The sequence below is a fragment of the Pedobacter paludis genome, assembly GCF_003173575.1.
Taxonomy (GTDB): Bacteria; Bacteroidota; Bacteroidia; order Sphingobacteriales; family Sphingobacteriaceae; genus Pedobacter; species Pedobacter paludis.
Genome location: NZ_QGNY01000008.1, coordinates 92,859 through 112,116, shown reverse-complemented (window position 1 = coordinate 112,116; position 19,258 = coordinate 92,859). Strand labels below are relative to the sequence as shown.

Below are 19,258 nucleotides of genomic sequence, written 5' to 3'. Positions count from 1 at the left end.
AACAGTGATAACTAGACCATTAACCATTCCCCAAATTCAGAAAACATCATTAGGTTTTGCAATCTCGTGGATTGTTTTGTGCGCTATTGGTTTACATTACTTTGTAAACTTTTCGTGGTCAATTTCCTTTACCGATAGTTTTGTTAATAATTTTCTTCTTGCTGTGGCCTGCATAAGCATTAGCAATATGCTTGGCTATTATCAGCCCAAAAACGAAAGGATTTTGTATGTGTTAATTGTTACGCTAGCGCTAACCCTTGTTATTGTATATATTTCTAAATATGCCCTGCACTATATTTTTATTGATTATAAAGACTATCTCGATTTTTACAATTTCTCTTTTCCTTTTCGTGGTTTAATCTCTTTTATGTGTCTTGGCTGGTGCGCACTCGCTAATATTTTATGGTATAGGTTAGAAGAACAATCTGAAACACAACAAAGGCTCTCTGCTGCAAAAAGCTTGGCTAAAGAGGCCGAATTAAATAAACTTAGACATCAGCTTCAGCCACATTTTTTGTTCAACAGCTTAAATTCTGTGTTTGCCCTCACTATGGTAAACCCAAAAGAAGCTGGTGTTATGATTACCAAATTAGCCTCCTTTTTACGTGGAACTTTAAAACGTGATGATGAATTATGGGTTTCTGTAGAAGAAGAAATGGAATACATTCAACTGTATCTGGATATCGAAAAAGTTAGATTTAGTCATCGTTTAAATATTGAGGTTAACGTTGCAGATGATACTTTAAATCTATGTTTGCCCGGAACTTTGTTGCAGCCGATCGTAGAAAACGCGATTAAATTTGGATTATACAATACTTCTTCAAAAATTACGATTAAGGTTGATGTAACGGTAGATGAGAGCCTGTTAAAGCTGAGGGTGGAGAATCCTTTCGATCCAGAAATGAAAGCAACCGGCGGAACAGGATTTGGTTTAACCGCTATTAAGCGCCGTCTATATCTTTTATTTGCCAATCCACATTTATTGCAGACCGAAATTGAGGCAAATAATTTATATATTACCACTCTAAAAATTCCACAAAAAAATGATCAGGACCATACTAATTGATGATGAGCCTTTAGCCAGAGATATCGTAAAACATTACCTTTCAGATCATGCAGAAATTGAAGTAATAGCAGAATGTTGTGATGGTTTTGAAGGCTTAAAGGCAATTACCCTACACAAGCCCGATTTGATTTTTCTGGATATCCAAATGCCTAAAATAAGCGGTTTCGAAATGCTCGAGCTCGTAGAGGAAAAGCCCGCCGTTATATTTACCACAGCTTTTGATGAATATGCCATCAAAGCTTTTGAAGTTAATGCCGTGGATTACCTTCTTAAACCCATAGATAAAAGTAGGTTTGATGCAGCAATAAAAAAGCTTCCATCAAAACTTAATCAAACAGAAAATACCGAAGCAGTACTAAATGCGGCAGCGTTAACACCTGCGCAAAACAATAGAGTAGTAGTTAAAAAAGATGGCGTAATTAAAATTATTCCGGTTGCAGATATAAATTATCTTGAAGCTGATGATGATTATGTTAAGCTTAGTACCATTGATGGAGCTTTCTACAAAAATAAAACCATGGCTTATTTTGAGCAGACTTTAGATGCCGGACAATTTATTCGCATTCATCGATCGTATATTATCAATCTTGCTCAGGTTACCAAAATAGAACTCAAAGAAAAAGACAGTTACGTTGTGCTCCTTAAATCGGACATTTGGTTACCTGTTAGTAAAACCGGTTATGTTAAATTAAAAGCTGCGTTGGGCTTGTAAGCTCTTTTATGCAGTAATGGAATTAAATTCGGGCAAGATTTGCTACATTTGCTTTTCAAACAGAAAAATAAAAATAAAACACTCTTGCATATGTAGAGAAATCGCTTTATATTTGCACCTCTTAATTTTGAAATTATAATAGATAATATACAGTCATGAAAAGAACATACCAACCTTCGCAAAGAAAGAGAAGAAACAAACACGGCTTCCGCGAAAGAATGGCAACAGCTAACGGCAGACGAGTATTAGCATCACGTCGTGCTAAAGGAAGAAAAAGATTAACAGTTTCTGACGAACGCAAGCATAAAGCATAATTTTTGATTGCTTTTCCGATCAATCGGAATCGGCAGATCAGATTCTGCATTTATCAATCAAAAATATATGTACACATTCAAGAAAGAAGAACGGTTATGCAGCAGAAAATATTTAGATCTGCTGTTTAAAAACGGTTCTTCTTTTTTATTATATCCATTTCGCATTTCTTATATCTTTATTGATCTACCGGCCGATGTTCAGGCTCAAGTGGTTATCAATGTTCCAAAAAAGAGATATAAAAGAGCAGTAGATCGTAATCTACTTAAACGACGCATCAGAGAGGCTTATCGCTTAAATAAACAAGAAAACTTCTATAATCAATTGCCAACAGATAAAGGCTTGTTGTTGTTTTCTATCCAGTTTGTTGGGAAAGATAAGTATGAGTTTGAATTTATTCAGAAAAAACTGATCGCTACTTTCAAGCGTTTTCAAAACTTAATTCAACCCAATGAAAATCATCAATAAAATTTTCGGCTGGTTCTTTTTGGGTTTAATTCGCATTTATCAATATGCAATTTCACCAATGCTCGGGGCAAATTGTCGTTTTACACCAACTTGTTCGCAATATGGAATTGAAGCCATTAGAAAATATGGGCCATTTAAAGGCGGGTGGATGGCATTAAAAAGAATTGGTCGTTGTCATCCCTGGGGAAGCCATGGGCATGATCCCGTTCCTTAAATCAATTCAAAAATAGAAGCTGGGGCTTCAATCTTCTAACCTTTCACTTATCTTTGCACCATGGCTAAAATACTTCAAATAGAAACGGCAACTTCAGTATGTTCTGTAGCGGTATCAATTGATGGAAAAACTATTGCCGTTAAAGAAGAAACAGGGCAGAATTTACATGCTGGTAACCTCACCCTTTTTATTGAAGAGGTTATTAAAAAAGCCGATTTAACATTTAAAGATTTAGATGCAATTGCGGTAAGCAAAGGCCCGGGTTCTTATACAGGTTTACGAATTGGTGTTTCAACTGCTAAAGGATTATGCTATGCACTCGATATTCCATTAATAGCAATTGAAACGTTAGAAATGATGACTGCCGGATTTTTGATTAAAAATTCTAACTATTCTGGTTTGATTTGTCCAATGATTGATGCGAGAAGGATGGAAGTTTATACTGCAATGTTTAATACTGATTTAGAAATTTTAGAACCAACATCAGCAAAAATTATTGATGCAAGTAGCTTTTCTGAGTTTTTGGCTAACCAGAAAATAACATTCATTGGTGATGGTTCTTCGAAGTGTAAAGTAGCCTTAAATAGCCCTAATGCTTTCTTTTGCGAAGATAATTTTAATTCCGCTGGCAACATGTCGTTACTAGCAAAGCATGCTTTCACAAAAAGACTTTTTGAAGATGTAGCTTATTTCGAGCCTTTCTACCTAAAAGATTTTGTTGTTACCCAACCGAAGAAGCAAAAGACTTAAAATTATTTCCTCTTAAAAATGGAGAAAAGATTTTTAAAGAAACTTCCCTCATTATCGTTAATGCCAGGCATTACATCGCTAAATTGAGGATGGTTAACTACATCACCAAACTTGATGCCTATTCCCATATAAAAAGAACCTCCATTAGGTCCCGATCCAATGTTTGCATCGTTTTTGATAACCCCACTAATCTGGCTTGCGGTAGATAAAAGATTATCCGTTCCTAAAAACATTTCAAAATTTGGTGTTTGATACTTTGCCTGTAAACCAACCATAAAAATGTTGTTCAGGTTATAAAGCGGCGTTACACTCCCAGAAAAATCATTATACTTAAAAGTATTTATGAAAGCAATATCGCCACCCTTATAAAAAAGATTTTTAGATACAGCGAGTGCTGGTTTGTAGAAACCATAAGCTTTAGACATATAAACATCTATTTTTGCATTTGTAGGTGCTAAAAATTTATTGCTCTCTTCCGATAAAAGAAAAATATCCTTTATTTCTTCATTGGTATTTCCTTGGTTAAAAGCGATATTATTGATGGTTTTAAAGGCATTCGCAGTTGTTCTGGTGGTATTGCTTCGCCACCAAATAAATCCTAGATCTTTTACATTGGCCATTAAAAACAAGCCTTTTTTAGTTGTGTAATTGGTTCCAAAGCTTAAAGAAAGTCCTGGGTTTTTAAAATTTGGAAAGAATTTTTTTTTGTCTATTTCCTTGGTATCAGAAAAATTTGCAGAATATACTCCAGCAAGTCCAATATCCAAAGAATTGGTTTCCGGATTAATGTATAGATAGGAATCTGAAATATCCAATTTATTATAAAGAATTCCACTTAATAAACTTGCTTTAACACCAAAGGCCAATCTTTTATTATAATTCTCTCTATAAGTAAAGCTAAACTGATGATAAGTTTGTTGGTACCCTTTGGTATTTAGGATATCATTAAGTTGCGTAAATTGTGGAAATCTTGTATAGGTATCAAAGATTGCTAGTGTTTCATTGGTGTAATCGATTTGAGAATCAGACCTAATTTGCCATGCAAAGCCCATTTCCTTTTGATATTTATAGGATTTGAATAGACGAAAAGTGGCTACATAAATATTACTGTTTTCGTAGAAATGATTAACCTCTCCAGTCCCTATTGGAAGTGTTCTGGTATCATTTTTACCCTCTTGGGTTAACTTTCTTATGATGTATTCTGCGCTTCCCTTGTTTGCGGCATTAAAACCAAAATTTGGCAAAAAGAAATTGGAAGAAAATTTTCGCGAAGAATCTAAAGTGAACGATTTTTGAGAAGGGTTTTCAAAAGCATCGAACATCGTTTTAGTTCCGAATAAAGCAAATTGTTGGGCGTGTACAGCCGTAAAGCTGATTACTGCTACAAAGGCAAGTAAAAGTTTCTTCATGTAAATTGGTTTTCTGGCTTATTTGACTATTTAACGGTTGCTTAAAGAATCTGGTATTTCTGGTTTTAAATATTTGTTTAAAAGCAAGTTAGTAATGAACTTTCCCTTGTCCGCACTCATCTGATAATAAAAGGTATCGAAACTTTTTAAACCGCTATCTGCCCTTAAATGTTTGTAGTACGGTAATAAAATATTATTTCTAAAAATTTCAGAAGAGTTTTTAGTGCCGATATAATAGCTCACGTTAGATGTGCTAGAAATCTGATTTAATGCATCCTGATAAGCTGGATTTTGAATCAGGAGCCTGTTATTCCTATAATTATTTAAAAAAGATTGTATTGTACTTGCGTTATTCGCCACAACAAGATTGTTGTCAATTATGGTATAATACGGTCTTCCGAATTTGTTAAATGGCTCTCCATAGTAGCTAAAAAGGATATCTGAAGATTTGAATAGCCGAATTTCCTCACTGTAATCTGCGCTTACATCAAGCAAAAGTTGCTTTACTTTTTCGCCATCGCTCAAAGCTATGGCCGCAAGTTTTTCGGTTGTACTCAGCTGAAAAATTATAAACTGATTTTTTGAGTAAACTGGAAAAATATTATTTAGATCAACCCTATAATTGCTTTTTACATTTCCGATAATCTTTTTGGCGTTTAGGTCTTCTTTTTTTCTTTCTTGCCAGATGTTCAGTTTCTTGATCCAATTTTTATAATCATCAAAAGCGTACAAAACGTAATTTGCTGTATTATCTGGAAGAATATTGTTAATGGAAATATTTTGAGTTGGTGTATTTTCAAAGATTTTTAAGTAATTATCTTCAGCTTTTAATTCAGTGTAACCATTAAATAAAATTTTCTCTTTGCTGAAATTATAGTTTAATGCTGCGTAGCTATTTTGCTTGTTAAATAAGGAAATTTCTCCATTTATGTTTCCGGCGATAATATTTTTAAGCAGGAGCGGCGCTTGATTAAAGTTGATATAGATGTGCGCCAGTACGTTTTTATTGAGCAGATTGTTTTCTTTGATGTATTCGGTAAAAGGATTTTCCTCTAATCTAATGGAGGCATCTTTTATCAGTTTCAATGAGGTGGAAGCTGTAAGAACCTGACCATCCATGCCAACAAAAACAGATAGACTATCATTCAATTTAACCGAATAAACGTCCTTCAAATTGGCAACAACGGTAGATTTGCTTTTTATCTGGCTGTAAAAGTCTTTGATCGATTTATCAGGCTGAACCTGTAGTGTTATTAAAAAGTTCAGGGTTTTGTCTGAGTCTGGAAGCACGCTAATGTAAACTTCCTGATCCTTTATGAATGAATTCAGCGTATTGTCGCTAATTATAATCTCTTTTAATTGCTTTAAAAGAGTAGTTTTTTCAGCACCCAGCACCTGTTGTATTAAACTCTGACCTTCAATTATCTGGTAAAAACTTTTGTCGTTTTGGAAAGAAAAAAGCAAAGCTGCATTGTTGGTTGCCGATTGTAAAGCTAAATCTTTCGCATCGTTCTCATTATTTAATTTTGAAAAATATACGTAGGTCATTGCTGCCACGCCTATTACCAAGCCAGTTAATAAAATTATTATTCTTTTCATGTGTCTGTGCAACAAATTTAATTTATTACATCGATTAGTAAGAAGTTCTTTGCCAATTTATTAATTTAGCGATTGCTATAAGCAAAAGATTATGAACAAACGTATTATCCTTACTGCTTCTTTTTTTGGTGCTGTTGCTGTTTTACTTGGCGCTTTTGGTGCCCATGGTTTAAAGAGTTTAATTGATGGCCCTTCATTGGATATATGGCAAAAAGGTGTCGATTATCAGTTCTATCATACCTTTGCTTTACTTTACCTATCAACTTTTGCCAGGTATAGAAACAAACTGATTAACATTGCATATTTCTGTTTTACCTTCGGGATAATCTTATTCTCTGGCTCTCTATACTTGTTAGCAACCCGGAGTATTTTAAACATTGGCTTTACTGAATTTATAGGGCCTGTTACGCCAATTGGTGGTCTTTTGTTTGTACTTGGGTGGATCATGTTGTTTTTTGCGGCTATAAAAGATAAATAATGGACACATTCGAAAATGAGATCTTTACGGAAAGAGAAACTCTTTTTGTGGAAGTTGTTTTGCCTTTATCTCTGGCTAAAAACTATACCTACCGTGTGCCATTTGATCTTAATCACCAAGTTGAAATTGGAAAACGGGTTGTTGTTCAGTTTGGCAAACACAAGATTTACACCGCATTAATCAAAGCGATAACTAAAGTTCCGCCAACAGTTTACGAAGCCAAATACATTATCGATGTTATAGATGCCGAACCTGTTATTACGCCAACGCAATTAAAGTTTTGGGAATGGATGACGCAGTATTACATGTGCAATGAAGGCGACGTAATGGCTGCAGCCCTGCCTGCAAGTTTAAAACTGGCTAGTGAAACCATTCTAATACTCCGTGAGGATTTTAATGAAGATGCCGAGCTTACAGATAAGGAGGAGCTTATAATCTCTGCACTTAAAAAACAGCAAAAACTTACCGTTAATGATGTTTCTAAATTGCTTGGACAAAAAACAGTTTATCCAATAATCAATCATTTATTAGATAAAGAACAGGTTCTGGTAGCAGAAGAAGTTGTGCAGAAATATAAACCGCTATTAAAATCTTTTGTTCTTTTAAATGAATTCTATGCTGAAGAAGAAAATTTAAAGCAGTTATTTAATATTCTTGATCGGGCGCCAAAACAGCTTGATGCCTTACTTGCGTATTTGAAATTGCAGAAAACAGGGATGCCAATCTCAAAAGAACAACTTTTAGAAGAGAGCGATTGCGGACCTGCGGCCTTTAAAGCTTTAATTGATAAAGATATTTTTGTGATTATGAAACGACCAGTTAGTCGTTTGGCAAGTCATGACGATGATTTTAGTGTAAATTTTACTTTAAACGATGAACAGCAGAAGGCTTACGACAAGATAAATAGTTTATTTGGGGAAAAGGAAGTTACACTGCTTCATGGTGTTACAGCATCTGGTAAAACCCAGGTATATATCAAACTGATTGAAGAAATTATTCAGAAAACCGATGGACAGGTTTTGTTTCTTTTGCCAGAGATTGCTTTAACTACACAGATTGTAGAGCGGATAAAACTTTACTTTGGCAATGCCATTGGGGTTTATCATTCTAAATTTAACAATAGCGAACGTGTAGAAATTTGGAACAAGGTTAGAAACGGAGCGTATAAAGTTGTTCTTGGAGCAAGATCAGCCGTGTTTTTGCCTTTCCAGCATTTAAAACTTATTGTAATTGATGAAGAGCATGAACCATCTTATAAGCAATACGATCCGGCGCCACGTTATCAGGCTCGAGATGCTGCTATTTATTTGGCTCATTTGCATCAGGCAAAAGTTATACTAGGTTCTGCAACTCCATCGCTGGAAAGCTATTACAATGCCTTACAGGGAAAGTACGGATTGGTCGAAATGAAGGAACGTTTTGGTGGCGTTCAGTTGCCTAACCAACAGGTTGTGAGCATCTCAGAAGAGACGAAGAAAAAATCTATGGTTTCGTATTTTTCAAGCGTTTTAATTAAGGATATTGATCTGGCACTTTCTAAAAAGGAACAAATCGTACTTTTTCAAAATAGAAGAGGATATGCTACAATTTTAATTTGCGCCACCTGCGGATATACCCCTAAATGTATCAATTGCGACGTAAGTCTTACATATCATAAAAGCAGTGGGAAACTTCATTGCCATTATTGTGGTTACCAGCAAAGTAGTGTTAATATATGTCCAGCTTGCGGTTCAGTACATGTAGAACAGAAAGGTTTTGGAACCGAGCGGATAGAAGAGGAGCTAAAACTGCTTTATCCAGAGGTAACCATTGCCAGATTGGATATGGACACCACCAGAACACGAAATGGATTACAGCAAATCTTAACCGATTTTCAGGATAAGAAGACAGATATTTTAATTGGTACGCAAATGGTTGCCAAAGGTTTGGATTTTGATAATCTGAATTTAATAGGCGTAATTAATGCAGATACATTGTTGGGTTATCCTGATTTTAGAGCTTACGAAAGAAGCTTTCAGCTTTTAGCGCAAGTAGCGGGTAGGGCAGGTCGCCGTGCTGATCAAGGCAATGTGTGTATTCAAACTTACGATGCAAACAACCGAATCATTAAACAGGTTGTTAATAATGATTACATCGGAATGTACAACGATGAAATTGAGGAGCGAGAAAAATTTCTTTATCCTCCATTTACCAAAATGATCTTTTTATCTGTAAAGCATAAAGATGCTCATGTTTTGGATTACGCGGCAACAACGCTTGCAAATACACTTAAGGGCAAGTTTGGTAAGCGTGTTCTCGGACCAGAGCAACCTTTAGTAAGCAGAGTAAGGAACCTTTATATCAAACAAATTATCATAAAAGCGGATAAACATACGGCCATACAAAAAGTAAAAAACGCTTTAAAAGAAACCATAACTGAATTTAATGCAGTTAAAGAATTTAAAAGCGTAATGATCCAGATTGATGTAGATCCTTATTAATTTTTTCCGTTTAGGCTAAATTGAACACCAACTGAAACAGGATTTAGTAAATATTCCCATTTTCTATAAGTGGTAACCGTTCTGGCAACGCCATTTGGTTGTGTAAGATCTTGTTTTTCGTACGAGTAATAAAAATCTAGATTGCTTTCTGCAAATACGTTAAGTTGAGGAATGATGTTAACTTTTAACCCTAAAACCGGCGTTAATACTAAACCATTTTTGCTGGCATCAACTGTTTGTTCCGTACTGCCAACCAATGCGTTTTTTGGAGAAATTGTTCCTGTAAAGCGATTAGAGCGATATCCCAGATCAAAACCAAAGTAAGGTTGAATTCTAGAATAGTTAAAGTTCTTTTCGAAACCAATTTTGAATGAATAATCGGTTACCTTTCCTCTAGCAATTTCGCATGATGCACAGGTGTTATCAAACTCCTCATCATTACGATAATAATTTCCGCTAATTCTATAACTAATCTGATTATCGTTGAATTTAAACATTAACCCATTTCCATACGCTTTAACGTAATCTTGTGTATTGGTTTGGTTCATAACTTTTGGCAATTGCATTAAAGTAAAGCCACGTAAACCAATTGTATAGTTATAATCTGCGCTAGATTGAGCAAATAATGTTAAAGAAGTACATAAAACAATAAGGCTAAGTAATATTTTCTTCATAAATAGATAAGGATATTTTACAATAATTTTTATTCAATCTCAAAAGTAGAAATAATTCCTTACTAACTTGCAAATTATATTTGTAACCGTAAATCTAATTTGAATATTTTTAGTTTTGATTTACTGTTACTTACAGCCCAAACGAAATTTTAAGGTTGTATCACCATATAAAAACGCTAATTTTGAGACTTCATGGCCTATAAATTTGTTGATAATTACCGAGAACGTGGTGCGAGAAAAAAGCTTGTTGAGCTGTTGAGTAGTCGCGGTATTGAAGATGAAAATGTGTTGAAAGCAATCGGTAAAGTTCCGCGTCATTTTTTCTTCGACGAAACGTTTTGGAATCAATCTTATAAAGATATTGCTTTCCCAATAGGTGATGGACAAACCATTTCTCAGCCTTACACAGTTGCTTATCAAAGTGAGCTGCTTCATATTAAAAAAGGAGATAAAGTTTTGGAAATTGGGACAGGTTCTGGCTATCAAACCTGCATTTTAATGGAACTTGGAGCAAACGTATTCACCATAGAAAGGCAGGAAAACATCTTTAATCGTACCATTCAAGTATTACCAGGAATGGGTTACAGACCAACTTTTTTTTGTGGCGATGGATCAAAAGGTATTGCTGAACATGCGCCTTATGATAAAATTATTGTGACTGCTGGCGCACCTTTAGTTCCAGAAATTTTATTAAAACAATTAAAAATCGGCGGTATTTTGGTTATCCCGGTTGGTGATGAAAAGACACAAAAAATGGTTACGGTAATTCGTGTTAGTGAAACAGATTACGAAAAAATAGTATTAGATACCTTTAGGTTTGTTCCTCTGGTTGGAGATCAAGCCTGGTAAAAGGTTCATTAGTCATTAATTCAATGGCTTGCAAGAATAAACTAATAGAGCCAAAGAATTATCTTTTCATGGCTCTATCCATTTCACGTTTTACATCTTTATCTTTAAGGCTATCGCGTTTATCAAATTCCTTTTTACCCTGTGCAAGTGAAATTTCGATCTTTGCAAAACCGCGTTCATTAATGAAAATTCTTAAGGGAACAATGGTGTATCCCTTTTCTTCGCCTTTAAGTTTTAGTTTCCTTATTTCCTTTTTTTGAAGCAATAAAGCCCTGTCTCTCTTGATATCATGATGATAAAATGAGCTGTGGCTATATTCGGAAATGTGCAGGTTTCTTACGTAAAGAATTCCGCCAATAAACATGCAGAAAGCATCTGTCATATTTGCCTTGCCTTGTCTAATCGCTTTTATTTCTGTTCCTAAAAGTGCTATTCCTGCTATATATTTATCAATTAAATTATAATCGAAATAAGCCCTTTTATTTTTTATGTTAATGTCGTTTTTCAAAATTTATATTCCTATCTGCAAATCAAATACGATTTGCTCTTTTAATAACCACTAATTTAGCCGGATTGCAAATATCTTAAAAATTGGTGTGATAATCATTTTTAAATTAAATCAACATCAGATATTTAACTCTTATTTGTTCATCTGTTTGTAAAACCTCAATTTTATTTGGCAGTTAAGTATTTATTCGCTTAAGTTTGGAATCTTCAAAACATCGCAATGAAATTTAAAAATCTTCTTTTGGTCTTATTTTTTTTCATAGCTGTACAGGCAAAAGCCCAACAGCCTACATTATTGCCTCAATTTACATTCTTTAAGCTTGATGGTAAGTCCTTTTCAAATAAGGATATGAAACAAGGTAAAAAAAACTTATTTATACTTTTTGATTGTACCTGCGAGCATTGCCAGAGAGAAGTGAAGCTTTTAAATACCAATTATGCCAAGTTTAAAGATGTTAATATCTATATGATTACACTTGATGAGGCCTATATTATTCCTCAATTTTTTACATCTTACGCACCTGGCTTAAACTCAAAGCCAAACGTCACCGTTCTTCAAGATAAAAACAAAATATTTATACCAGCATTTTTGCCTTCTAAATACCCTTCGATGTATCTTTATAGTACGGCCAACAAACTTTTGCTTTACCAAAGTGGGGATGGCGGCATTCAAAAAATAATGAAATTGCTTAGCAAATAATTATCTGATAATTAGGACTGGCATATTAACCTTATGCCTAACGGAATCTACAGTTGTACCAAAAATTAAATCCTTAAGTCCTTTATGGCCGTGAGCGCCCATTACCAATAATTCTAGTTTATTGCTATTGCTAATTTTTGCAATAGCTTTTGCTGTACCGCCAAAACCTATAAAAGCGGTAGAATCATAACCCAAGTCTGCCAAATTGAGCCTGTATTTTTCTAGGTTTTCACCATCGCTCTGTGTTTCATGATCCATAACTACATCTCCATGATACCTTGCAGCTGCGGTTTCGACCACATGAATTAGATAATAATGTGCATTTTTTCCACCTTGAATAAGCGCATGCCTAATGGTGTTTCTATCATTTTTGGAGAAATCAACTGCAATTCCAATTCGTTCGTAAATCACTTTCTCTATTTTTCCAATATCAAGCGCATTGCCGTGCGGAACCATTTGCCTCTGCATATTTCTTTTATCAATAAGTGGATGAAAGAAAATGTAAAGAAGTAGGAGAATGATTAAGGTTACGGCAGGGAAAATAATTGCATAAATCCACCAATTGTTTGCTTCTTTTGTCCAGCCAGAAATTTCTTCTATAACCAACTTAACATTTAAGGCAATTATCCCGATTGCACTTGCCCAAGCTAAAATTTTTACCCACAACTTAATAGCAAAGTCCTTCATCAGTTTTTTATCTGATGTAAAATGGATCAAAGGAATAATTGCAAAGCCCAACTGTAAGCTCAATACAACCTGACTTAAAACCAAAAGGCCCCCAAGTGCATCATCTCCGTAATGAAGAATGGTAAAAAAAGCAGGGATAATTGCTAATAAGCGAGTAATCAGTCTTCTTAACCACGGTTGAATTCTGAGGTTAATATGACCTTCCATAATAATCTGACCCGCAAGTGTACCTGTAACGGTAGAGCTTTGGCCTGCTGCAATTAAGGCAATTGCAAATAGGGCAGGTGCAACTTTGCCAAAAATATTTGATAAAAGTTTATGTGCATCCTGAATTTCGGCAACTTCGTGTAATCCATTTTTGTAAAAAGCGGCCGCTGCCAAAATTAAGATGGCAGCATTTACAAAGAATGCCAAATTTAGTGCAACCGTAGTATCGATTAAATTAAATTTTAAGGCTTCCTTAATCCCTTTGTTTGTTCTCTCAATTTTTCTGGTTTGTACCAGTGATGAGTGTAAATAAAGGTTGTGTGGCATTACGGTTGCGCCAATTATACCTATAGCAATGTATAAAGCATCGCCACTTAGTAATGATGGTTCAAAACCTTTAGCAACTTCTTTTAATGATGGCTCAACAATAAACATTTCCACCAAAAAAGAAATCCCCACAATGAAAACCATTGAAACAATAAAGCCTTCCATAGCCCTCATTCCCTTATTTAAAAGAAACAGGAGTAAAATGGTGTCGAAAATGGTTATGGAAATCCCCCAGATTAACGGTAAACCAAAAAGAAGCTGTAACCCAATAGCCATACCAATAATCTCAGCTAAATCACAGGCGATAATAGCGGTTTGTGCAAGACCAAAGAGTGGAATGTTTGCCCAACGGGGATAAGCATGTTTGGAAGCCTGCGCCAAATCCAATCCTCTAACAATACCTAACCTTGCACTTAACGATTGAAGTAAAAGGGCAATTAAATTCGACATTAACAAAACCCAGATCAGCTGATAGCCAAATTTACTTCCTCCTGCTAAATCGGTGGCCCAGTTTCCCGGATCCATATAACCAACGCTTATTAAATATGCCGGTCCGATAAACGATAATATTCGTCTCCAGCCCTTTCGTTTATCTGTGGCTACGCTTTGATGTACTTCGCTTAACGATTCAGATTTTGCCATTACTGCTTATTAAAATATGTTTTGCAACTTCTCTACTTATATTGATCTGCTTCTCGCTCGAAAGAATTTCTACTGAACCATCGAAATCCGTAACATCATTAATATGAATTTGTTTGCCCAAGGTTAATCCTAATTTTTCTAAATGCTTTAAAAATGCCGAGCTGTGTTGACTAACACCTGTAATGGTTCCAGAATCTCCTACTTTTAAATCGATAAGTTTTATAAACTGGGTTTTCGCAAATCTTCCATGTTTATCCGGAATTGGATCACCATGAGGATCAGCTTTTGGGAAACCTAAAAATTCATCCAATCGCTCAATTAAATCTATAGATTTAATGTGTTCAAGCTCTTCGGCAACATCATGTACCTCGTCCCATTTAAAATTAAGTTTATCAACCAAAAAAACTTCCCAAAGTCGGTGTTTTCTAACGATATCAATAGCTGCCGATTTACCTTTTTCTGTTAAACTAACGCCTTGGTATTTTACATAATCAACCAATCCCTTGTCGGCTAATTTTTTAATCATATCTGTTACCGAGGCAGGTTTTGTTTGAATTTGTTCAGCAATGGCATTGGTTTGAACAGTTTCTGTTTTTTCTGCCAAATGATAAATAACCTTAAGATAGTTCTCCTCTGTGAAACTTTGCATTTTTATTTATCTAATTAATTTTTTAGGTAAATCTAAAAATTTTAATTTAAAATATATATGATAAATTATGTTAAAATTTAGAATATAATTTGGTTATGTTTGTGTTCTCAATACCTTTGAATTTATATGGCATCAGAATTAGATAAAATTGATTTTAAAATTTTAAGAATTTTACAAGAAAACGGTCGAATAACCAACCTATTATTATCTCAAGAAATTGGATTATCTCCAGCTCCAACATTAGAGCGTGTTCGTAAACTTGAAATGGCAGGTTATATCAAAAGCTATCACGCTCTGGTAGACGAAGAAAAACTCGGACTTGGAATTAAGACTTTTATTCAAATTCAACTTGATTTTCATAAAAACAATACGATACAAATCTTTTTGGATGAAGTAAACCAGATCAAAGAAATTACCGAATGTCATCATGTTACCGGCCAGGCAGATTTCCTGCTGAAAGTTTATGTTAAAGACATTAAAGCTTATGAGCGTTTGATTATGGACAAAATCAGCAAGATTTCTGTAGTGAAAACTTTTCAAACGATGATGATCATGTCTACAACGAAAAAAGAACCTATCGTTCCGTTGGAGTACTAGGTTGATTTTTACCACCTTAGACACTTAAGAACATCTAAGCTAAATTGCGTAAATTCTAATTATCGAATCAAAGTACCTAGGGATTTAGATTATACATTAATTCATTCACAAAAGCTCTTTTTCCATTTTGGACAATATTAGTGCAATTAAAGTTTATTAATAATCCTTTAGGTACATTTAAAAGTTTCATATAGGTAAGTATTTGAGCTTCGTGAATTGGTAAAATCCTTTCAACAGATTTTAATTCCAGTACTATGCAATTCTCAATAAATAAATCTGCCCTTAGCTCACTGTCCAACAGAATATCTTTATAAGAAATAGTTATGTGTTCTTCGGCAGAATATTTTATGTTTTGCAATTGCAATTCTCTAATTAAGCATTTTTGATAAACACTTTCGAGTAAACCAGGGCCAAGCAGTTTATGTACTTCAATGCAAGCGCCTGTTATTTTATATTCTAAATTATTAAGAAACGTTTTGTTAATCATATATAAATCATTAAAGTTTTAAAACTTTTGGGATGATTTAAAAGATTTTACTAAGGTGTTCTCAGGTGCCTTAGGTGGTGAATTTATTATAGTTTCCAGTCAATTGGTGCCAAATTATTCTGAACCAACAATTTGTTTGCTTTAGAAAAATGTTTTGAGCCGAAGAAACCATTATATGCAGAAAAAGGAGAGGGGTGTGCAGCTGTAAGTACATAATGTTTCTTCTCATCAATAAGCGCAGCTTTTTGTTGAGCATATTTTCCCCAGAGTAAAAAAACAAGATGTTTACGTTTCTCAGAAAGTGCCTTTATAATTTCATCAGTAAAAATTTCCCAGCCCCTGTTTTGATGAGAACCTGCTTCCGATGCTCGAACAGTAAGGGTTGCATTAAGCAATAAAACACCCTGTTCTGCCCAATGGATTAGGTTTCCATGATTAGGTGTTTTAAAGCCTTCAATGTCGGTTTCTAATTCTTTATAAATGTTTTTTAAAGAGGGTGGAATAGCAACGCCTTTTTGAACGGAAAAGGATAAGCCATGAGCCTGTCCTACGCCATGATACGGATCTTGACCTAAAATAACTACTTTCACCTCATCAAATGGTGTAGTGTTTAAAGCGTTAAAAATATCTGCACCTTTTGGATAAACAGTATTTCCATTTTGTTTTTCTTCCTGTAAAAAAGACTTCAAATTTTTCATGTAGTCTTTTTCAAACTCTCCATCCAAAACGGCTAACCAACCGGGTTCTAATGCTGCTGACATATTATCTATTTAAGCTTTCTTTTTTAATATAGCTAACAAGTCTCCTTCTAAAGTTGTTTTAGGGCCTTCAACTATTCTTCCAAGTTCAGCACCCTTTTTATCGTAAATGATAAATGTTGGAACCCTTTGAATGTTTAAACCGTCGATAATTCCATTTTCTGCTTTTTTTGTGCCATCAACAGCTATAATATCTACATTCTTTTCTTTAAAGTGCAAAGCATCAAGAACTTTAAAAAAGTTAGGAACGTTCACCTTACTATCGCCACACCAGGTGCCGAAAACAATTTTTATCTTTTCTTTCTTAACCAATTTTTTTAATTCGATCATGGTGGCAGCATCTGGTATATAAGCTGCATAAATTGGATCGTACATTTCCTTAAACTCAGGAAAAGTCATAATGCCTTCACGCGTACATGCATTTATAAGGATATCTTTGTTATGAGATTGATCATGGATTTTTTTGTTAATTTCTTGTGCAGAAACATTCATAGCGAGTACGATTAAGGTTATTGAAAACAGGATTTTCATATTTATAGATTAAGTTTTTAAGAGTTGTAAATTTTTAATGAAATTATTGTTTTAAAATCTAATTTCTGCCATTTAAACACGATATTTGCAAAAAAAATAATTTAGATTAAAATTTATGCCAAATATTATCAGATTAATTGCGGGGTTTGCTTTACTGGGTGGCGCAGTAGCTTTATTTATTTTCGGTTTTTGGCCTTGGGGTATTGTAGCTATACTTTTGGGCTTAATTGTTATTGTAACCTATTTCTTTAACGAAAATATGCTTTTAGCACAATGGTTTTTAAGAAAAGACAATATGCCTAAAGCGAAGATGTTCTTGAACAGAATTACCAATTACGAAACTCAGTTGATCAAACTTCAACATGGATATTATAACTTATTAGTTGGATTAATAGAAAGCAGAACAGCACCAATGCAAAGCGAAAAGTATTTTAAAAAATCGTTGGCCTTAGGGATGCAGATGGATCATAACGTTGCGTTGGCTAAGCTAAGTTTAGCAGGTATTGCAATGGCAAAACGTAATAAACGCGAAGCAACAATGTATCTTGCTGAAGCTAAAAAAGCAGATAAGAATAAATTACTTGCTGATCAGATTAAACAGATGAAAGATCAAATGGGCATGATGGATAAACAACAGCAAGTTCGTTATAGATAGAAAAATAATGGAAATATTTAATTCCTTTTGAAGGCCATTTCTTATTTGAAATGGCTTTTTTATTTGGTAATGTACGTTTGGGATTCCATAGATACTGTAGTGCACTTTACAGTTTGGCTAAGAGAAATTGAATGCGGTCATACCCATCAGGCTTAAGTTAAGTGGTATTATAAAACGTTAAAGCCTATCTCTCCCAATAAAACGTTCCTTTCCAAGTAGAAATTGGATTGCTTTTTTAATATTTCTATCAACTGCTTCCTCCGTTTTTAAATTGGAAATGTATCTTATTATCTCTTTTTGAAGATGTGGAGCAAGCTGATGAAATATTTCTTTAGCTTCCACATTATTATTTATTGCAAGCTCTAATTTTGGATGAGGTTTTAATGTACGGTTCTCCAAATCCAGCGTAATTTCAAACGAAGCATAATCTTCTACGTCTTTTCCTGCAGCTTTACGCATAGGCGTGTTGAGGTATAAGCGCCAATCTCCTGCATATTTTACGAGTGTCTGTTTAAACGGGTGGCCATCAATTTTTAAAAGAATTGGTATTTGGCCCCTTTCTTTTTTAGCTTGTTGAAATATATATTCTAGAACTGGTTTTGGAACAAACACGAAGGGATTTATGCCAATGATGTTAATTTGTGCAGTGAATGTATTTGGTTGATCCATGCTTTTAAAATGTCAATTGTGGTTAAAGATAGCAGTTTTGGTTTTTAGCACAAACCTGAACTTATAAACCTGATCGAGTGGTTATCCTTTTTGTTTGTCCGTAATTTTCCCTCAAAATCGAATCAACAAAAAGATAATAGCAAGAGCAGGACTAACTTTTATTCCCAGTAGGAATTTGCTTTTCAAAATCTTTAAAACCAAATCGATTTGAGAATTGTAGTTTATATAAAATCTTATACCTATGGCAACATCACAAGAAGGAAGTACTAATAATACTCAAGAAGAAAATAATATTAAAGATTTAGGTGGTTCTGAAGCGGTTGAAAAGCTTAGAGAGCTTGCAGAAAAAGCAGAAAGCTGTTTCTTCTGCACCAACATTAAAACCGGGATACCTTTATCTGTAAGACCAATGGCTATTCAGCAGGTTGATGACGAAGGAAATATTTGGTTTATGAGTATGAAGGATAGTCATAAAAATGATGAAATTTCTACCGATCCATTTACACATTTGCTGTTTCAGGCAGGTGCACACTCGGGTTTTGTAAATATTTATGGTATTTCAGAAATTAGCAGAGATCAAGCGAAAATAGATGAGCTTTGGAGTCCTTTTATTAAAACCTGGTTTCAAGGCGGAAAAGACGATCCAAATATTACTTTAATTAAAGTAATTCCATCAGAAGGGTATTATTGGGATACCAAACATGGTACAGCTGTGGCATTTTTAAAAATGGCAGCTTCTGTAATTACAGGTAAAACCATGGATGATTCGGTTGAAGGAACTTTGGATGTAGATTAGCGTACGTTAAAAGTTTAGAGTTGAAAGTTAAAAGT

Annotated in this window: 23 protein-coding genes; 13 read left to right on the top strand and 10 right to left on the bottom strand. The window is 34.4% G+C overall.

What is annotated here, in order from left to right; all coding sequences use genetic code 11:
* Window positions 1-4 precede the first annotated feature (4 nt).
* The 6 genes from DF947_RS19385 to tsaB all read left to right on the top strand — a co-directional run bounded on the left by DF947_RS19385 (window position 5) and on the right by tsaB (window position 3,522).
* Entirely contained in the window at window positions 5-1,066 is a 1,062-nt protein-coding gene (locus DF947_RS19385; protein ID WP_240615423.1) for a sensor histidine kinase, read from the top strand.
* Complete coding sequence (locus DF947_RS19380) at window positions 1,044-1,778, top strand: LytR/AlgR family response regulator transcription factor (RefSeq protein ID WP_109932049.1); 735 nt, start codon at window positions 1,044-1,046, stop codon at window positions 1,776-1,778. Before DF947_RS19385 ends, DF947_RS19380 begins: the two co-directional genes overlap by 23 nt.
* 155 nt (window positions 1,779-1,933) lie before the next feature.
* Entirely contained in the window at window positions 1,934-2,092 is a 159-nt protein-coding gene (gene rpmH, locus DF947_RS19375; RefSeq protein ID WP_010601723.1) for a 50S ribosomal protein L34, read from the top strand.
* A gap of 67 nt (window positions 2,093-2,159) precedes the next feature.
* The gene (locus DF947_RS19370; protein WP_109932047.1) at window positions 2,160-2,558 is read left to right on the top strand and encodes a ribonuclease P protein component; all 399 of its coding nucleotides are present in this window, start codon (window positions 2,160-2,162) and stop codon (window positions 2,556-2,558) included.
* Complete coding sequence (gene yidD, locus DF947_RS19365; protein WP_109932045.1) at window positions 2,542-2,772, top strand: membrane protein insertion efficiency factor YidD; 231 nt, start codon at window positions 2,542-2,544, stop codon at window positions 2,770-2,772. The genes DF947_RS19370 and yidD overlap by 17 nt, the downstream gene beginning before the upstream one ends.
* A 60-nt stretch (window positions 2,773-2,832) precedes the next feature.
* Complete coding sequence (gene tsaB, locus DF947_RS19360; protein WP_109932043.1) at window positions 2,833-3,522, top strand: tRNA (adenosine(37)-N6)-threonylcarbamoyltransferase complex dimerization subunit type 1 TsaB; 690 nt, start codon at window positions 2,833-2,835, stop codon at window positions 3,520-3,522.
* Between the two features lie 2 nt (window positions 3,523-3,524).
* Here the strand turns inward: tsaB and DF947_RS19355 are convergent, their stop codons facing one another.
* Complete coding sequence (locus tag DF947_RS19355; RefSeq protein ID WP_109932041.1) at window positions 3,525-4,931, bottom strand: DUF5723 family protein; 1,407 nt, start codon at window positions 4,929-4,931, stop codon at window positions 3,525-3,527.
* Window positions 4,932-4,961: 30 nt separating this feature from the next.
* Window positions 4,962-6,530, bottom strand: a complete 1,569-nt coding sequence (locus DF947_RS19350; RefSeq protein ID WP_109932039.1) for a hypothetical protein — start codon at window positions 6,528-6,530, stop codon at window positions 4,962-4,964.
* A 91-nt stretch (window positions 6,531-6,621) separates the two neighbouring features.
* On the opposite strand from DF947_RS19350, the gene DF947_RS19345 reads away from it, so the two are divergent.
* Both DF947_RS19345 and priA read left to right on the top strand, forming a co-directional pair.
* Window positions 6,622-7,008 (top strand): DUF423 domain-containing protein, encoded by a 387-nt coding sequence (locus DF947_RS19345; RefSeq protein ID WP_109932037.1) that lies wholly within the window; start codon window positions 6,622-6,624, stop codon window positions 7,006-7,008.
* Window positions 7,008-9,488: a replication restart helicase PriA gene (gene priA / locus DF947_RS19340; RefSeq protein ID WP_109932035.1), complete on the top strand. Its 2,481-nt coding sequence runs from the start codon at window positions 7,008-7,010 to the stop codon at window positions 9,486-9,488. The genes DF947_RS19345 and priA overlap by 1 nt, the downstream gene beginning before the upstream one ends.
* Here priA and DF947_RS19335 read toward each other — a convergent pair.
* Window positions 9,485-10,162 (bottom strand): hypothetical protein, encoded by a 678-nt coding sequence (locus DF947_RS19335; protein ID WP_109932033.1) that lies wholly within the window; start codon window positions 10,160-10,162, stop codon window positions 9,485-9,487. The genes priA and DF947_RS19335 overlap by 4 nt on opposite strands.
* A 192-nt stretch (window positions 10,163-10,354) precedes the next feature.
* On the opposite strand from DF947_RS19335, the gene DF947_RS19330 reads away from it, so the two are divergent.
* Window positions 10,355-11,011, top strand: a complete 657-nt coding sequence (locus tag DF947_RS19330) for a protein-L-isoaspartate(D-aspartate) O-methyltransferase (protein WP_109932031.1) — start codon at window positions 10,355-10,357, stop codon at window positions 11,009-11,011.
* 58 nt (window positions 11,012-11,069) lie between these two features.
* Here the strand turns inward: DF947_RS19330 and smpB are convergent, their stop codons facing one another.
* On the bottom strand, window positions 11,070-11,519 hold the full coding sequence (gene smpB / locus DF947_RS19325) for an SsrA-binding protein SmpB (protein ID WP_109932029.1): 450 nt from the start codon (window positions 11,517-11,519) through the stop codon (window positions 11,070-11,072).
* A 219-nt stretch (window positions 11,520-11,738) separates the two neighbouring features.
* On the opposite strand from smpB, the gene DF947_RS19320 reads away from it, so the two are divergent.
* Window positions 11,739-12,218: a TlpA family protein disulfide reductase gene (locus DF947_RS19320; RefSeq protein WP_109932027.1), complete on the top strand. Its 480-nt coding sequence runs from the start codon at window positions 11,739-11,741 to the stop codon at window positions 12,216-12,218.
* Here DF947_RS19320 and DF947_RS19315 read toward each other — a convergent pair whose 3' ends face one another.
* Both DF947_RS19315 and DF947_RS19310 read right to left on the bottom strand, forming a co-directional pair.
* Window positions 12,219-14,081, bottom strand: coding sequence for an Nramp family divalent metal transporter (locus DF947_RS19315; RefSeq protein ID WP_109932025.1), 1,863 nt, complete (start codon window positions 14,079-14,081; stop codon window positions 12,219-12,221).
* Window positions 14,068-14,730 carry a metal-dependent transcriptional regulator gene (locus DF947_RS19310; protein WP_109932023.1) on the bottom strand — a complete coding sequence of 221 codons (663 nt, stop codon included), beginning with the start codon at window positions 14,728-14,730 and terminating at the stop codon, window positions 14,068-14,070. The genes DF947_RS19315 and DF947_RS19310 overlap by 14 nt, the downstream gene beginning before the upstream one ends.
* Before the next feature lie 126 nt (window positions 14,731-14,856).
* On the opposite strand from DF947_RS19310, the gene DF947_RS19305 reads away from it, so the two are divergent.
* On the top strand, window positions 14,857-15,327 hold the full coding sequence (locus DF947_RS19305) for an Lrp/AsnC family transcriptional regulator (RefSeq protein ID WP_025142637.1): 471 nt from the start codon (window positions 14,857-14,859) through the stop codon (window positions 15,325-15,327).
* Between the two features lie 76 nt (window positions 15,328-15,403).
* Here DF947_RS19305 and DF947_RS19300 read toward each other — a convergent pair whose 3' ends face one another.
* The 3 genes from DF947_RS19300 to DF947_RS19290 all read right to left on the bottom strand — a co-directional run bounded on the left by DF947_RS19300 (window position 15,404) and on the right by DF947_RS19290 (window position 17,103).
* Window positions 15,404-15,814: a GxxExxY protein gene (locus DF947_RS19300; RefSeq protein ID WP_109932021.1), complete on the bottom strand. Its 411-nt coding sequence runs from the start codon at window positions 15,812-15,814 to the stop codon at window positions 15,404-15,406.
* Between the two features lie 86 nt (window positions 15,815-15,900).
* Window positions 15,901-16,575: a uracil-DNA glycosylase gene (gene ung, locus DF947_RS19295; protein ID WP_109932019.1), complete on the bottom strand. Its 675-nt coding sequence runs from the start codon at window positions 16,573-16,575 to the stop codon at window positions 15,901-15,903.
* Between the two features lie 9 nt (window positions 16,576-16,584).
* Window positions 16,585-17,103, bottom strand: coding sequence for a TlpA family protein disulfide reductase (locus tag DF947_RS19290; protein ID WP_109932017.1), 519 nt, complete (start codon window positions 17,101-17,103; stop codon window positions 16,585-16,587).
* A 115-nt stretch (window positions 17,104-17,218) separates the two neighbouring features.
* Here DF947_RS19290 and DF947_RS19285 point away from each other — a divergent pair, with 115 nt between their 5' ends.
* Complete coding sequence (locus DF947_RS19285) at window positions 17,219-17,758, top strand: hypothetical protein (RefSeq protein ID WP_109932015.1); 540 nt, start codon at window positions 17,219-17,221, stop codon at window positions 17,756-17,758.
* A 177-nt stretch (window positions 17,759-17,935) separates the two neighbouring features.
* Here the strand turns inward: DF947_RS19285 and DF947_RS19280 are convergent, their stop codons facing one another.
* Window positions 17,936-18,427, bottom strand: coding sequence for a DUF1905 domain-containing protein (locus DF947_RS19280; RefSeq protein ID WP_109932013.1), 492 nt, complete (start codon window positions 18,425-18,427; stop codon window positions 17,936-17,938).
* A gap of 241 nt (window positions 18,428-18,668) precedes the next feature.
* Between DF947_RS19280 and DF947_RS19275 the strand changes: the two genes are divergently transcribed.
* The gene (locus DF947_RS19275; RefSeq protein ID WP_109932011.1) at window positions 18,669-19,223 is read left to right on the top strand and encodes a pyridoxamine 5'-phosphate oxidase family protein; all 555 of its coding nucleotides are present in this window, start codon (window positions 18,669-18,671) and stop codon (window positions 19,221-19,223) included.
* The last annotated feature ends 35 nt before the right edge of the window (window positions 19,224-19,258 follow it).